10 protein-coding genes are annotated in these 15,622 nt (G+C 45.9%); 2 read left to right on the top strand and 8 right to left on the bottom strand.

Annotated features, from left to right (window positions below):
* The first annotated feature begins 166 nt into the window (after positions 1 to 166).
* Positions 167 to 3,463 (top strand): M64 family metallopeptidase, encoded by a 3,297-nt coding sequence (locus tag DWX43_RS23965; RefSeq protein WP_118622373.1) that lies wholly within the window; start codon positions 167 to 169, stop codon positions 3,461 to 3,463.
* Between the two features lie 56 nt (positions 3,464 to 3,519).
* Here DWX43_RS23965 and DWX43_RS23960 read toward each other — a convergent pair whose 3' ends face one another.
* The 8 genes from DWX43_RS23960 to DWX43_RS23925 all read right to left on the bottom strand — a co-directional run bounded on the left by DWX43_RS23960 (position 3,520) and on the right by DWX43_RS23925 (position 14,234).
* Positions 3,520 to 5,571, bottom strand: coding sequence for a glycoside hydrolase family 13 protein (locus DWX43_RS23960; RefSeq protein WP_118622371.1), 2,052 nt, complete (start codon positions 5,569 to 5,571; stop codon positions 3,520 to 3,522).
* Between the two features lie 30 nt (positions 5,572 to 5,601).
* Entirely contained in the window at positions 5,602 to 7,449 is a 1,848-nt protein-coding gene (gene ftsH / locus DWX43_RS23955; RefSeq protein ID WP_109730761.1) for an ATP-dependent zinc metalloprotease FtsH, read from the bottom strand.
* 16 nt (positions 7,450 to 7,465) lie between these two features.
* Positions 7,466 to 7,993, bottom strand: coding sequence for a hypoxanthine phosphoribosyltransferase (gene hpt / locus DWX43_RS23950; protein ID WP_109730762.1), 528 nt, complete (start codon positions 7,991 to 7,993; stop codon positions 7,466 to 7,468).
* Positions 7,977 to 9,347, bottom strand: a complete 1,371-nt coding sequence (tilS, locus tag DWX43_RS23945; RefSeq protein WP_243099459.1) for a tRNA lysidine(34) synthetase TilS — start codon at positions 9,345 to 9,347, stop codon at positions 7,977 to 7,979. The genes hpt and tilS overlap by 17 nt, the downstream gene beginning before the upstream one ends.
* Positions 9,348 to 9,494: 147 nt before the next feature.
* Positions 9,495 to 10,544, bottom strand: coding sequence for an NAD(P)-dependent alcohol dehydrogenase (locus DWX43_RS23940; protein ID WP_118622369.1), 1,050 nt, complete (start codon positions 10,542 to 10,544; stop codon positions 9,495 to 9,497).
* A gap of 16 nt (positions 10,545 to 10,560) precedes the next feature.
* Positions 10,561 to 11,640, bottom strand: coding sequence for a sugar ABC transporter substrate-binding protein (locus DWX43_RS23935; protein ID WP_109730764.1), 1,080 nt, complete (start codon positions 11,638 to 11,640; stop codon positions 10,561 to 10,563).
* Positions 11,641 to 11,719: 79 nt separating this feature from the next.
* Complete coding sequence (locus DWX43_RS23930; RefSeq protein WP_118622367.1) at positions 11,720 to 12,700, bottom strand: ABC transporter permease; 981 nt, start codon at positions 12,698 to 12,700, stop codon at positions 11,720 to 11,722.
* Positions 12,690 to 14,234, bottom strand: coding sequence for a sugar ABC transporter ATP-binding protein (locus tag DWX43_RS23925; RefSeq protein WP_330405311.1), 1,545 nt, complete (start codon positions 14,232 to 14,234; stop codon positions 12,690 to 12,692). The genes DWX43_RS23930 and DWX43_RS23925 overlap by 11 nt, the downstream gene beginning before the upstream one ends.
* Before the next feature lie 274 nt (positions 14,235 to 14,508).
* Between DWX43_RS23925 and DWX43_RS23920 the strand changes: the two genes are divergently transcribed.
* Positions 14,509 to 15,618: an ROK family transcriptional regulator gene (locus tag DWX43_RS23920; RefSeq protein ID WP_109730766.1), complete on the top strand. Its 1,110-nt coding sequence runs from the start codon at positions 14,509 to 14,511 to the stop codon at positions 15,616 to 15,618.
* Positions 15,619 to 15,622 lie beyond the last annotated feature (4 nt).

Here is a 15,622-nt window from a genome sequence, read left to right as displayed (position 1 = left end):
GCCATACCGAAATTAAGGCATGCTATTAGTATAATCCTTCTTCATTGTAAATACAATATATTCAAATCCAACTTTTTAACCGTCAAATTCCCGATTTTATTTCTTTTCATTGAATTTTTAAATCGAAAGTGATATTCTGATTTTATCAACGCAAGGAGGGAATGAAATGAGAGAAAGAAACTTAAAACACAGATGTGCCAGAGCCGTATTTACAACTATCCTTGCCGCTTCTCTGGCACTGTCAAGCACGGGGTTTACAGTCCTGGCAGAGGAAGCTGACGGAACGGAAAACAGCACACAGGCACCTGTACAGGAAGAAACCCAGACTCCAACGCCGGATGCGGATACTTCTTCTACAGATGATGCCGAAATTCCGGAAAACCTGCCTTCTAATGACATTGAAGGCCAGGAAGAACAGCCTTCTTCTGATGAGGTTCAGAATCAGGAAGAACAGCCCGCAGCAGCCCAGAGAAATGCAGCCCCTGCTGCTGTATCTGCGCAGAATGAACAGCATGAATTGAGGCTGGTATACGGAGATTCTGCACTCGCCGATGAGGATGCCTTTATTCTTCTCATAATGGGAGATGGTTTCAAGGCTGACGAACAGGAGAAGTTCTTTACGGAATCCAAAAATACTTCTGAGTATGTGATGGCCACATCACCTTATGACGAATTCCAGGATACCGTCAAGATCTACGCACTGAGCGTTGTTTCCAATGAATCCGGTGCAAAAGGGGACTCTGCACTGACTTATGAGGAGGCACAGGCTGATAAAAGGGATACTTATTTCAGCAGCAGCTATTATACCAGTGGGATGCAGAGACTGCTCAGTATCGGAAACGAAGGCAGGGAAAAGGCTAATACTTTAAAAAACAAATATCTGCCGGCAGCCGACTTCAACGTTATCATTGTAAACGCAACAACATACGGCGGAAGCGGCGGTTCTGTCTGTGTGGCTTCCCTGAATAACGAATCACTGGAGATGATGCTGCATGAGCTTGGCCACACCATCGCAGGTCTTTCAGACGAGTATTATGCCGGAGACAGCTATGCAGGAGAATTCGACAACATGACAGCAGAGTCAGACCCCGCCAAAGTAAAATGGGCAAAATATATCGGTAAGAACGGCGTGGGCGTGTATGAGTATGACAATGGCGGAGACGGCTGGTACAGACCTCACGAGAACTGCAAAATGCGTTTTCTTGGTAAACGGTACGAATTCTGTGAAGTGTGCAAGGACTCCTTAAGACGCGCATTCTGCAAGAACTCCAACGTGACACACATGCAGTTCCAGACATATGCCGAAGTACTGCGGGAATCAGAAGATCCCCTTGATATGAAGCAATACTTCATCCTGCGGAAAGGCAGTGCAGAAACCATAGGAAGTGATCCGGACGTAGCGAATGATCTGACTTTGACATTTTACGATGCGGATGGAAATAATTCAACTTCCGATACCCCGACCAAAAGAGGTTCCTATCAGGTGAAGGCCTCCTTTGCCGGAAATAATACATATGACAGTTGTGAGCTTACCACCTCATATACACTGGATTATCCGGATATCATTTCCCTACAGGCCGATTCGAAAGTCTATGACGGAAAACCGGTTGATATCAAATGTACCGTAGATTACGCCAAGGAGTACCTGACCAAAATACATTATACCGGTCAGATTCCTTATTCAACAACACCGGAACAGACGAATACATATGACAGCGACACTGCACCGATTACTCCCGGAACCTACACGGCAGCGGTAACGGCTTACGATAAATCATCAAATGAAATAATAGGACAGGCTTCGGTAGAGTATACAATCAAGTTTAAGACAACGGCCCTGGCAGACAACAACACAGGAAACTATCTGGGGGCACAGTCCTATTATAATAACCAGAATATCGTGTTTGTCGGTGAAGGCTTTACAGCAGCAGAACAGGATAAATTCGAAGCCATTGCGAAAAAGTATTATGATTACTTCAGGAATACAGAGCCTTATAAAGAAGCAAATCTTTACTTTAATTATCACACTGTAGAGGTAATATCCAATGACTCCGGCATATCCAAACCAGGAGCCACAAAGGATACCTACTTCGGGCTTTCCGTGAATGCAAATGGAAAGATCCAGCCTACAGACTTAAGCACGGGTGCAGCAATGTATCTCGGGAATAACCAGATTACCTCCTATTATAAAGGCGCAATCGTAATCGTCAACGACGATTCGGTCAAAGGCGGTGCGAGAGTCGATAACAAACGTGTCACACTTTATGCCGGCCCAAATGAAGAGGGCATGAAATATGCTGCGACAGAATTCATGAACTATTACGCAGGCAGCCCGGAAGGAACAGACTGGATGAAGGACGACGCTTCAAAAGATGCTGCAAGAACACAGATGTTAAAGAAAGTTTATTATTTCTGGTCCGGATATTCCTACGCACCGGTCATGAGTCGTGCCTATAACGAAACCTTTATTGAGAATGGCAGCCCGATTGACCTTGCACCATATTTCCATACATATATAAATGGAATTGAGGTAAAAGATGTTTCCTACAATATGACCTATTTTGAAAATAAGGATGGTAATTTAGGAGAAGAACTGACAGGCGCGCCTTCCAAAGCGGGCAGCTATTTCGCCAAGGCAGATCTGGTACCGGATGAAGGAAAGAAGACGAAAAAAGTCACCTTAGACGGGCAGACACATACACTCCCGATTGCCAGAGGTATTACCCCATACACGATCCAGACTAAGGCTGTTGATAAAACTGCTTTGAATAATGAGATTACAAATGCCAAGACAAAACTGGCTGATGAAAGTAAGTATACACAGGATACGGCAGATGCATTGAAGAAAGCTTTAGCTGCCGCCGAGAAAGTATCCGCACAGGATGATGCCACACAGGAAGAAGTTGATAATGCACTTAGCAACCTGAAAAAAGCAATTCAGGGACTAAAAGAAAAAACACCCGATAAAGCAACTTCTACGATTACAAGTAATGGTGACAAGAATGTGCCGCATATTACAGTTGAAGGTATTTTCAGCGACAATGCTGCTTTAAATGTCAAGAAGATTCCGGCTTCGGATGATACTTATAAGAAGTTGAAAGCAAAAGTCGCAAGCGGCATGAAGATACTGGGGGCATATGATCTGACCATATCCGGTGAGGCGAAAGGGCCGTTTACGATCACTTTCGATGTAGGAAAAGATTATAACGGAAGAAAAGCCATTGTATATCATATGCTGGATAACGGTGAGATTGAATCCAAAGAAACCGTTGTAAAAGATGGTAAGGTTGTCATTACGGTTGATTCACTGTCTCCGTTTATGGTTACCGTTTCAGAGAAGTCCGGTACAGCAAAGACCGCTGCAAAGACGGGCGATCATGCCCCGGTTATCCCTATGCTGTTAGTCTGCATACTGGCCGGAGGAGCTGTTGTATTTACAGTTAAGAAAAAGAAATGGTCTTAAAAATTGAATGACTTAATAAAAGCCCCTTTTGGCATCAGGCCAGAAGGGGCTTTTCTTTATTTACATTCTTCTTTTTTGGTCTTCATTACAACAGCAGAATGCCGCCCCATATTAAGAACAACTTCCCCGCCCTCAACAATAAATTCATCCGGTTCTGTCGTATATCCCTCTTCATAAGTATATATCAGTCTCTGCATCCGCCCCTTCAGCGGGACTTCTGCCATCCATACAGGAACGGTGACCTCCTTCAGGTCTTTACTGTTATTAAGTACTACGACAATCTGCTCCCCATCCTGGAATCTCGCATAGGCTAGAACATTATCTTCCCACGACAGCATACGCAGTGAGCCCTGTCTCAATGGTTTTTCATTCTTATGGATACGGATAATCTCCTTGTGGAATTCGAGCATCAGCCGGTCTTCGTTTCCCCACGGGAACGTCCTGCGGTTATCGGGGTCTGTAAATCCGCATACCCCGACTTCATCTCCATAATAAACGGTCGGTGCTCCCACCCATGTCATCTGCATCACAACCGCTTCTCTCATGACCGCCGGATTTACACCCTCTTCTGCAGCCTTGGAGCCCAGCTGTTCCACGCGTCCTGTGATGTGGTTCGTCCTCGTCAGGAAACGGGAGTGGTCATGGTTCGATAACTCGTTCATTGCAACCTGAAGCGATGGCGTCAGCATCGTGGACATAAAGTGATTCATTGTATTCACAAAGTTGTCTGCATTTCCCCACAGGTCTGTGCGGCGCTCGTCACTGTGTTTTTCCATCCCTGTCAAAAACCATGTAACTGGTTCCATAAAGGCATCATAGTTCATCACACTGTCCCACTCATCCCCCTGCAGCCATTCTGCCGGGTCACCGTAATGCTCTGCAAGAATCAGTGCATCGGGTCTTGCGTTTTTCACTTCCCTGCGGAAGCGTTTCCAGAACATGTGATTGTATTCGTTGCTGTAGCCTAAATCGGCCGCAACATCCAGACGCCAGCCGTCCACATTGTACGGCGGTGAAACCCATTTTCTGCCGACATTCATAATGTACTGTTCAAGTACCGGTGAATCTTCATAATTTAATTTCGGCAGTGTATCGTGTCCCCACCATCCATCATATTCATAATTATACGGCCATGCAGAATCACTCTCGTTAAAGAAATGGAAGAAAGACCGGTATGGGCTGCGGCTGCTGACGAATGCACCTCTCGCATAATTCTCCTGCTGCTCATAAATCCGTTCTCTGTCCATCCATTTATTAAAGGAACCACAGTGGTTGAATACGCCGTCCAGTATCACACGCATCCCCCGCTTATGCATCTCCTCCACAAGACGGGCAAATAATTCATTACTTGCTTCCAGATTGGCAAGGCTGCCTGTACGCTTCTGATATTTGGTCGCTTCAATATTATCTGCGGCCCATTCCGGAAGCACCAGCCCCCCGTCTTCTGCGATCTTCCCGTAATGTGGGTCAATGTAATCGTAATCCTGAATATCATACTTATGATTAGACGGAGATACAAACAGAGGATTAAAGTAAATGACCTCCACTCCCAGTTCTTCCAGATAATCCAGTTTTTCCATCACTCCCTGCAAGTCTCCGCCGTAAAACCTGCGGATATCCATTGCCTGTGGAAGCTGGTTCCAGTCCTTCACCTTCTGGCATGGTTCACCGATGTAAATGTATTCCCAGTCCTCCACATCATTGGACGGGTCCCCGTTATAAAAACGGTCTACAAAAATCTGGTACATCACGGCGCCTTTTGCCCACTCGGGTGTTGAAAATCCCGGAACAATGACAAATGCGTAAAAATCCACGATCTCTCTTGCCACTCCGCAGCGGTTGTAGTAACAGACTTCATCGCCGTTCCTGATCTCGAAGCAGTAGGAAAACGGCTCATCACTCAGCTGCCACTCTATCTCATAATAATCAAAAACATCCCCGGATAATACTTTTTTCATTTTATATCCGCCGATCTTCGTGGAAATCCGCACTTCTTCCACGTCATCCTTAGCTGTGCGGAACCGGATCTTTACCCTTTCATTTTCCTTTGGCTCAGCGGGAAACACATAGCTGGACGTTCCATCACTAAATAGTGCGTCCTTATTCATAAAAAACCTCCTTAAGGGCAAGGGCCTCCATTACTGGAAGCTCTTGCCCCATTTCTCATACTCCTCGAACAGTGCTTCGAACTCACTCCTCGTGATTTTTTCTTTTTTGAGAAGTAATTCAGCACAGTTCTGAAGGACAGAATCATATTCTTTTAAAATAGATCTTGCCTTCAGGTAGCATTCATCAATAATTCTCTTTACTTCTTCATCGATCGTACTTGCCACTTTTTCACCATATCCCCTTGATGTATGGCCGAAATCACGCCCGATGAATACTTCGTCACTGTCATTATCATAGTTGATCAGTCCAAGACGCTCAGACATACCAAACTTTGTGATCATAGATTTAGCGATTGCAGTAGCCTGTTTGATATCCTGGGATGCCCCTGTTGTGATATCATCAAATATCTCTTCCTCGGCGACACGTCCCCCGAGGGAAACGGTAATCTCCTGAAGCATCTTTCCTTTTGTATTGAACATGTCATCATTCTCAGGAAGCGGCATCGTATATCCGCCTGCTCCTCCTGTCGGTATAATAGATACGCTGTAAACAGGTCCCACATCTGGAAGTACATGGAACAGGATTGCATGGCCTGCCTCATGATAAGCCGTAATCCGGCGGTCTTTTTCAGAAACAATGCGGCTCTTCTTCTCCGGCCCGATCCCGACTTTTATAAATGCATGGCGTATGTCAGACTGCTGAAGGTATACCCTGCCCTCTTTTGCCGACAGAATTGCCGCTTCATTCAGGAGGTTCTCAAGATCCGCCCCTGTAAAGCCTGATGTAGTCTGTGCAATCTGTTTTAAGTCCACGTCGTCACCCAGTGGCTTATTCTTTGCGTGAACTTTTAGAATCTCTTCTCTTCCGCCAACATCCGGCCTGCCGACAATGACATTCCGGTCAAAACGTCCTGGCCTTAAGATAGCCGGATCGAGTATATCTTTTCTGTTCGTGGCTGCCATAACGATGATGCCCTCGTTCACTCCGAAACCATCCATCTCCACAAGCAGCTGGTTCAGTGTCTGCTCCCTCTCATCATGGCCGCCGCCAAGACCGCTTCCCCTGCGTCTTGCAACTGCATCGATCTCATCGATAAACACGATACACGGGGCATTCTTCTTCGCATCCTGAAACAGATCGCGAACACGTGATGCGCCGACTCCGACGAACATCTCCACAAAGTCTGAACCTGAAATACTGAAGAAGGGCACTCCTGCTTCGCCTGCAACAGCCTTGGCAAGCAGTGTCTTACCGGTTCCCGGAGGTCCCTCGAGCAGCACACCCTTCGGAATCCTCGCCCCTACCTGGATATATTTCTTAGGCGATTTGAGAAAATCTACGATCTCCTCAAGCGCTTCTTTTTCTTCCTTCAGACCGGCAACATCTGCGAAGGTCACCTTCTTATCTGTATCTGTCGACATCTTCGCACGGCTCTTGCCGAAATTCATTGCCTTTGCATTGGCACCGCCCCCCTGACGGTTCATAAACATAAAGATCAGCGTGATTCCTAAGAATGTAAATAAGAGCGGCATCAATATGGTCGTCAGCCAGGAATCCTCCTGCACATTCGGCATCTGGTAGTCTATATTATACTTTTCCAGAAGTGCCTGAACCGAATTTACATCCGATACATTGACCTGCTTCGTTGTATCACTGTCCTTCAGTGTCACCGTCACAACCCCTGTCGGTACTGTCTTGTTCTGTTTGATCGTGACATCCTGTACATTCTTATCCTTTACTTCCTGCACAAAACTTGTGTATGTCATATCCTGTTCTCTGACCTGCATGCGGTTCGTCAGCCAGAGTGCGAGGAAAACAATTACTATAAATGTAAGAAATGTCGCACCGCCCGCGCTTCTATACTTTTTGTTGTTCAATGGTGTGTACTCCTTCCTATTCTACTCCTTCCACCACACCGATATATGGCAGATTCCTATATTTTTGAGCATAGTCAAGGCCATAGCCTACTACGAACTCATCCGGTATTTCAAATCCGACGTAATCCACGGTCACGTCCTTTTCCCTTCTCTCGGGCTTATCCAGAAGCGTGCACAGGTGCAGGCTTTCAGGATTGCGTTTCCTTAAGATATCCATCAGATAATATAATGTTCTTCCGGAATCAATGATATCCTCCACAATCAGGACATCCTTGCCCTCTATTGATTCGTCCAGATCCTTTGCGATACGCACAACACCGCTGGAGGCTGTTCCATCCCCATAGCTTGATACGCTCATGAAATCCAAAGAAACCGGTACGGTAATTCTCTTTGCCAGTTCGCACATGAAAAATGCACCGCCTTTTAATACACAGATCAAATGCACCTGTTTTCCTTCATAATCCTTACTGATCTGTTTCCCCAGTGCTTCAATTCTTTCATCGACTTCTTTTTCTGATACTAAAACTCTAATCTTCTCTGACATCTCTTTTTTCCTCCGTTACTTTTATCTCCAGTACTCTGTTCGTCTTATCCGAGACCATACAGGCACTGCTTATACGATACCCCAATACCCACAATATCTGTTCCTCATCTGTGACCAGCGGGCAAATGTCCCGCTTATCAGCCGGTATTTTTTCATTTATAAAATAGGACTTCAGTTTCTGCCGGTTTCCGGCTGAATCAATCACAAGGAAATCTCCGGGCCGTCTCGTTCTGACGGTCAGGTTACCTTTTATTATATCATAATCAAACCATTTCGTGTAGCTCTTTTGCGGTATCTGATTTACCGAAAAATCCTTAGATTTTTCCAGAATCCTACTGCAAATCGTCAGATTCAGTTCCTTAATTTCTGTAATTCCGGGAACTTTCAGAATATACTGTCCGGAATCTGACTTTTCTGCCTCTCTCTTCAGCATCACGCCGTCATAGTTGCGCACCGCTTTCACCGAATAAGGAAGATTGCGGCTTCTGCCACTTTGTTTTTCCATAAGGTCCATGACAGCTTCCACGTGTACGATAGAGAGATTCTTTTCCGCTCCCGCTGCTTTTATCAGACACTTCCTGACCAGAATCTTCTGGATGGCTTCCGGCTGTCCGGCATACCCTTCCTTCCGGATCTGGATCACTTTGTCAGGCATCTCTGCCACACAGCGGTTCCAGACGCGCGTTGTCTGTTCCTCCATATATTCCCATGCCATGCGGATCTGTTCCATTGCCTCATTCATATGCTGCACAGCACCTGCATTTACCTGCTGTTCCAGTACCGGAATCACAAGATGACGGAGCCGGTTCCTCGTATAGTCATCCTCATCATTCGTCTCATCATGACACCAGCCATATCCATTTTTTTCCATATAGTTCTCAATCTCCCCGCGGGTCAGGCACAACAGAGGACGGATGACATTCCCATTGACAGGGCGGATGCCCCCCAGTCCCTTCAATCCTGCGCCTCTCGCAAGATTCATAAGGAGCGTCTCAGCATTATCATTCTGGTGGTGCGCCATCGCAATTTTAGTGCCCTGCTCTTCCCGAAAAGTCTTTTCAAAAGCCTCCCTGCGGACATTGCGTCCGGCCTCCTCAACAGATTGTTTCCGTTTTTTGGCAATTGATTCTACATTTTCATGATAAACTACACATTTTATCCCGTGCCCGCGGCACAGCTTAACAGTAAACTCTTCATCCGCCCGGGCAGAATCCCCCCGGATCCCGTGGTTTACATGGACGGCAACAATATCAATATCAAGCGACTTCCTCAATTCCAGAAGCACAAAAAGCAGGCATACCGAATCCGCCCCGCCCGATATACCTGCGATAACCTTGTCCCCATTTACTATCATATGATACTTTTCAATAAACTTGCATACTTTTTCCATCATAAATAAACTATAAACAAAAACCCCCTATATTGCAAGGGGGTTTCGTAAAGGGGACCGCAAAGGGGTCAGACCCTTTTGCGGTCCGTTTTCAGAATATTCTCAAAATTATCATTTCACCTTAATGACTGCCTTCACAAGATCTGTCTTGTTATTCACAGCCTCTTCGTATGCCTCCTGAATATGCTCCAGATCAAATTCATGGGTTACAATATCCTTTACCTCTATCGCCCCGCTGGAAACGGCTGCGATGGCTTTCGGATAAATGTTTTTATAACGGAAGACAGATTTAATCGTAGCTTCTTTATCCATGATCTGGGCAAAATTATAGGAAATTTCTTCCTGTGCGGAAATGCCTACCAGTGTGATGGTACCGCCCCGCCTTACCAAAAACGGTGTCTGCGCGATTGTTACTGCTGAACCTGCTGTTTCGAATACAACATCAAAGCCGCGCCCGCCCGTCAGTTCCTTTACTTTTTCAAAAATGTCTTCTTTTCCACTGTTCACGACAGCTGTCGCTCCGAGATCAAGAGCCTTATTCAGACGCGCCTCCACAAGGTCCGCCACAATGATCTGGCCCGCACCATGTGCCTTGCATGCTAAAAGTGTTACAAGTCCAATGCATCCCGCGCCAAGGATAATCACTGTATCGCCGGTATTCACAGTTCCCTGCTCCGCCGCATAAAAACCAACCGACAGAGGTTCAATCAGGGCCCCCTCTTTCGTAGAGACATTTTCCGGAAGTTTGAAACACATATCCGCCGGGAACGCAATATATTCTTCATTGCATCCCTGCACAGGAGGCGTTGCCAGAAAAACCACATCCGGGCAGAGGTTGTAATGGCCGGACTTGCATGCCTCACACTTTCCACAGGTGATGCCCGGCTCCAGCGCTACCCTGTCTCCAATTTTTAAGTCCTCCACGCCTGCGCCGACTTTTACGACCGTACCGGCACACTCATGTCCCAGCATAAAATCCTCGGCCAGATCTACTTTATATGCCCCACAGCAGCCGCTGTGGAAATAATGAACGTCTGACCCGCAGATTCCTACGTATTCAAGAGAGACGAGCACCTCCTTTTCGCCGACTTCCGGGACCGGGATTTCTTTTAAAATCATATTGTCCGTCCCTCTCATAAAAGCACCTTTTTGCATTTTCATTGTCATAATCTCCTATTTATTCGCTGAGTGAACCATCATCCGTAATTTCACCATTATCAATATACATCTGGATATATTCCTGGACGTTATCCTTATTGATTTCCGGCGCATCAACATAATCGTTAACCTCTGTAACCTTCATTTCTCCATTTACCACTTTATCGGCATATTCCATATTTTTCTTTGCAAGATCCGCTGCGGACTGCAGTGCTGTAGATGTAAGCATTCCTTCTTTGATGAGCAGGCATCCCTGTGCAGTACCGTCAACGCCGTATGCAAGGAAGCTCGGTGTTCCGTCTGCGCCGACATATTCTTTGTCATCCCTGATTGCCTCAATCGCGCCTGCTGCCATGTTATCGTTCATGGAGATGATCGCGTCGATGTGTGTACCTGACTGTACCCAGGATTCCATTAATGTCAGAGCCTCGTCACTGTTCCAGTTTGCATAATCTTCATAGAGAATCTTAACGTCAGGGCGTTTGTCGAAGAAATACTCTGTCCAGGCTTCTCTTCTCTTATCTGCGTGGAAGTTTCCTGAAGGTCCGTTTAAAACAACGACATTTGCATCTTTAGGAACTTCCTCTACCGCCCTGTCTGCACTCACTTTTGCCTGTGCAACCGGGTCCGCATCCACGGTTCCTGTTCCTTCCATAACAGAATCGTCATCGCTGCCGTCCAGATCACTCTGGTGGGTCGTCGGGTTTGTCGTGATAACCGGAATGCCTGCATCGACCAGCTGCTGTACATAAGGTGCCTGTGCTCCATTATTATTGGACTGAACGATAACAAGATCGTAAGCCTTTGTCACACAGTCCTCTAACAGGCCATTTTCCTTATTATCATCGCCTTCACCGCTGACACAGGTGAGTTCAATATTATCGTAGTTTTTCGCTTCTTTTTTCATTTCCGTTGTCAGCCATGCCGCAAATGTATCTGCGCTGGCACGCGCCACAAAACATACGCGTTTCTTGTCTGAGGAAGATCCTGCTGAGGATGAATCTCCCTTTGAATCATCTTTTCCGCCGCCCCCACATGCCGCAAGTGAGAATGTCATAACTGCTGCCAACAACAATGCTCCGATTTTCTTTGCTTTCATAATATATTTCCTCCTTGAAATATGAATTTATTGTGTCTGTTCACTCCTTGAACAGTTACAATCCGTTTGAATAACTGCATTATTTCTTATTTTCTGTGGTTTCCTTCACTATAATCACTTTGCGTGATTTTTTTGATTTGCTTACAACATCAAATGCAACTGCAAGAACAATGATTGCTCCTTCTATGATCTGCTGGATATAAGAGTTGACTCCGAGCAGGTTCATAACATTTTCAAGGAACCCGATGATAAACGCACCGGCAATAGTACCGCTTACTGTACCGATACCGCCTGTAAAGGATGTTCCTCCGACGATAGCCGCCGTAAGCCCGGTCATCTCGTATCCGACTGCACCATTCGGAAGACCGGCGTTATTACGTGCCATGAAGATCATTCCTGCGAGGCCGACCATGATTCCATTTAAAATATAAGATATGTAAATACTCTTCTTTGCATTGATTCCGCTTGCCTCTGCCGCCGGCCTGCTTCCACCGATCGCATACAGGCTTCGTCCGTACCTCGTGTTATTGACCAGATACCACACGACAACGGTGACACCGATAATAATAATGACGGGAACCGGGACTGGTCCAACCATTCCCTGACCGATCTTCACGAATTTACCAAGCTGCAGTATGTTCTGGCCGCCTGTAAAATAAAGAGCAAGACCTCTGGCAGCCTGCTGCATTCCGAGTGTTGCGATAAAAGCAGGGACATTAAAATGTCCGACAAACACGGCATTGATCAGGTTACAGACAATGCCTGTCAAAAGTGCCGCAATCAGTGCCATCGCCATAGACCCGGTTGATTTATATACGGAAACTGAGAAAACGCCTGCCAGCGCCAGTACCGAACCAACTGACAGATCCAGAAAACCACTGATAATCAGCAGCATTTCACCATAGGCAATCAGAATGCCGACACAAAGCTGTCTTGTTACATTGATCAGGTTGCTGTACTGAAGAAAATAAGGACTGATAATACTGCAGATAATAAATAACACGATCAGTACAATAAAAATACTTAACTTTTGCATATAGTGCGATGTTTTAGACTTCATTTTTAGCTCCTCCCTGCGATTCCTCATTCACTAACCCAGCCGCATGTTTCATAATGGTCTCCTGCGTAAACGCATCCCTTGATATACAGCCACTGATCCTTCCCTGGCACATAATATAGATCCTGTCACACATGCCGATCAGCTCCGGCAGTTCTGAGGAAACCATGACAACTGCCCTGTTATCCTTTACAATGTCTGTGATAAGTTTATAGATCTCAAACTTGGCTCCGACGTCTATTCCGCGGGTTGGCTCATCGAGTATCATGACATCAGGGTCGCAGAGCATCCATCTTGATAATAGGACCTTCTGCTGGTTTCCGCCCGACAGGGCAGAGATAGCTGTGTCCAGAGAAGGAGTTTTTACATTCATCTTTGCAAAACTCTTTTTCACCTCATCACGTTCTTTCGACCTGTGCGTATAGCCGCTGTAAATAAATTTTTTCAGGCTGGCCAGACTGGCATTTTCGGCTACGCTCCTGACCGGAACGATTCCGTCGTCACGCCTGCTTTCGGAAAGCATGACGAGCTTATGGGAAATGCTGTCGCTGGGACTTTTGATCTTCACTTCTTTTCCATCAATCCTGACGTTACCGGAATCATGCGGGTCCAGCCCGAACACGGACCTCATGGTCTCTGTCCTCCCGGCTCCGACAAGCCCTGCAAACCCTACGATCTCGCCCTTTCTTACATAAAAACTGATATCTTCAAAAATGTCTTTCTGTGTAAAGTGTTCGACTTCCAGCGCTTTTTCACCGATTGACACTTCTTCCTTCGGATATACATTATCCAGCTTACGTCCGACCATGCGTGCAATCACGGTATCCAGATCCAGATCCTCTGCCCGGTCTGTCGATACGACCGCCCCATCCCTGAGGACCGTGATGTCATCCGCAATCCGGAATACTTCTTCCATCTTATGTGATATATATATAATAGAAACGCCCTGCGCTTTCAGCTGCCCAATCTTTTCAAACAGCTGTTCTACTTCTTTCTGTGTGATAGATGAAGTGGGTTCGTCCATGATAATTACCTGTGCATTATTCGTAATTGCCTTTATGATCTCCAGCATCTGTATATCTGAAACGGTCAGTGTCTTTAACTTCTGTTCCGGAGAATACGGAAGATGTTCCTCTTCCAGAAACTTCTTTGCGTCGCTCCTCACCTTTTTCCAGTCAACCTTCCCAAACCTGCTGATTGGAAGACGTCCTAAAAAGAGATTCTCTTCTACGGACAGCTCCGGGACATAATTCAGTTCCTGTGCAATCATAGAAATCCCCAGCTCTCTTGCCTGTATTGGGTTCTTCACTTCCACAGGCTTTTCATCCAGAAATATCTGACCTTTATCGGCCTGATAAAGGCCCATAATAATCTTCATCAGCGTTGACTTACCTGCTCCGTTTTCCCCACAGAGTGCATGCACAGTTCCCTTGCGCACCGCAAAATCAATCCCGCTCAGCGCCTTTACTCCAGGGAATGATTTTTCAACTCCGCTGACGCGCATCTTGATTTCGTCCATCACTTCACCCACTTTCATAAAACTTCTTTCCTTTGTTTTCTAAAGTATAATCCCGCGCTTTACTTTTGTCAATCTTTTTTCTTAAGTTTGTAATTAGTGTATTAATTTAATCAGCTTATTTTGTGCATATTACACTAAAATAGACGTTTTATATTGTGTTTAGATAATTATTTCACAATATCTAAAGTAAACTTCTTTCTTTATCTCGTTAATTTCTTGACCAACTTTTAAAAATAGGTTATCATAAGTACAGACTCAGTCACTCCAATTTATCTACGCAAGGGGGCATATTATGGATGAAAACAATGTGAATTCCAGAAGTTTAGGTGATATTTACCGGATGATCTACCAGTATAAAGAATGTTCCAGACAAGAGATAGCGAACCAGCTGGGAATCAGCCTTCCGACTGTTACGCAGAACCTGAACAAACTGCGCAGTCTGGGCTATATATATAATGCAGGGAATTTTCAATCTACAGGCGGACGCAAACCTACGATCCTGCGCTGTGTTCCTGATGCAAGATGTGCAATGGGAATCGATATTACAAGAAACCATCTTTCTATTGTATTAATTGATTTAGATTTGAATATTATTGCAGGCAAAAGAATCCGGGTGCCTTACGAGGAAACAACCGAATATTTCAACACAATCAGCCGGGAGACAGAGGAAATGATACGAAATAACGTACCTGACCGCTCCAGACTGCTCGGAGCCGGACTTTCCATGCCCGTTATCATTGGCTCTGACCAGAAATCTGTCACTTACGCCACCGTGATCAATGCATCGCCCAACATTTACGAAAAACTCGCATCCTATATTGATGTCCCGATCCTAATGTTCAACGATTCCAACTCCGCCGGTCTTGCCGAAAGCTGGCGTGCCCACTACACACAGCCGATGGTCTACCTTTCACTGAGCAGCAGTGTCGGCGGCGCCAACATGAACAACCAGAATATCTACACTGGAGACAACTGGCGCGGATGCGAATTCGGGCACATGACAATCGTCCCCCACGGAAAGCGCTGTTACTGCGGAAGATACGGATGCCTCGACGCATACTGTTCTTCCAACGTACTGTCCGATTTCACGGGTGGGGACTTAAAAAGATTCTTTACAGAACTGGAAACGAACAAAGGACTGCAGAACGTATTCAATCAGTACATGGACCATCTCGCCATCGCCGTCAATAACCTCAGAATGTGCTACGACTGTAACATCGTCCTTGGCGGTTACGTAGGGGCCTACATGGCCGAATATATCGACACCTTCAGGAAAAAGGCCGTGGACCTCAACCCGTTTGAACAGGACGGCTCCTTCATCCGGGTCTGCCATTACCGCACCGAAGCATCCGCCGTCGGGGCAGCCATTCACTATATCAACCAGTTTATACAAGATTTTTAATGCA

This window comes from Clostridium sp. AF19-22AC (genome assembly GCF_003479085.1).
In the GTDB taxonomy this organism is placed as follows: domain Bacteria; phylum Bacillota; class Clostridia; order Lachnospirales; family Lachnospiraceae; genus Faecalicatena_A; species Faecalicatena_A orotica.
The sequence above is the reverse complement of the archived record's forward strand: the minus strand, read 5'-3'. Positions and strand labels throughout refer to the sequence as shown.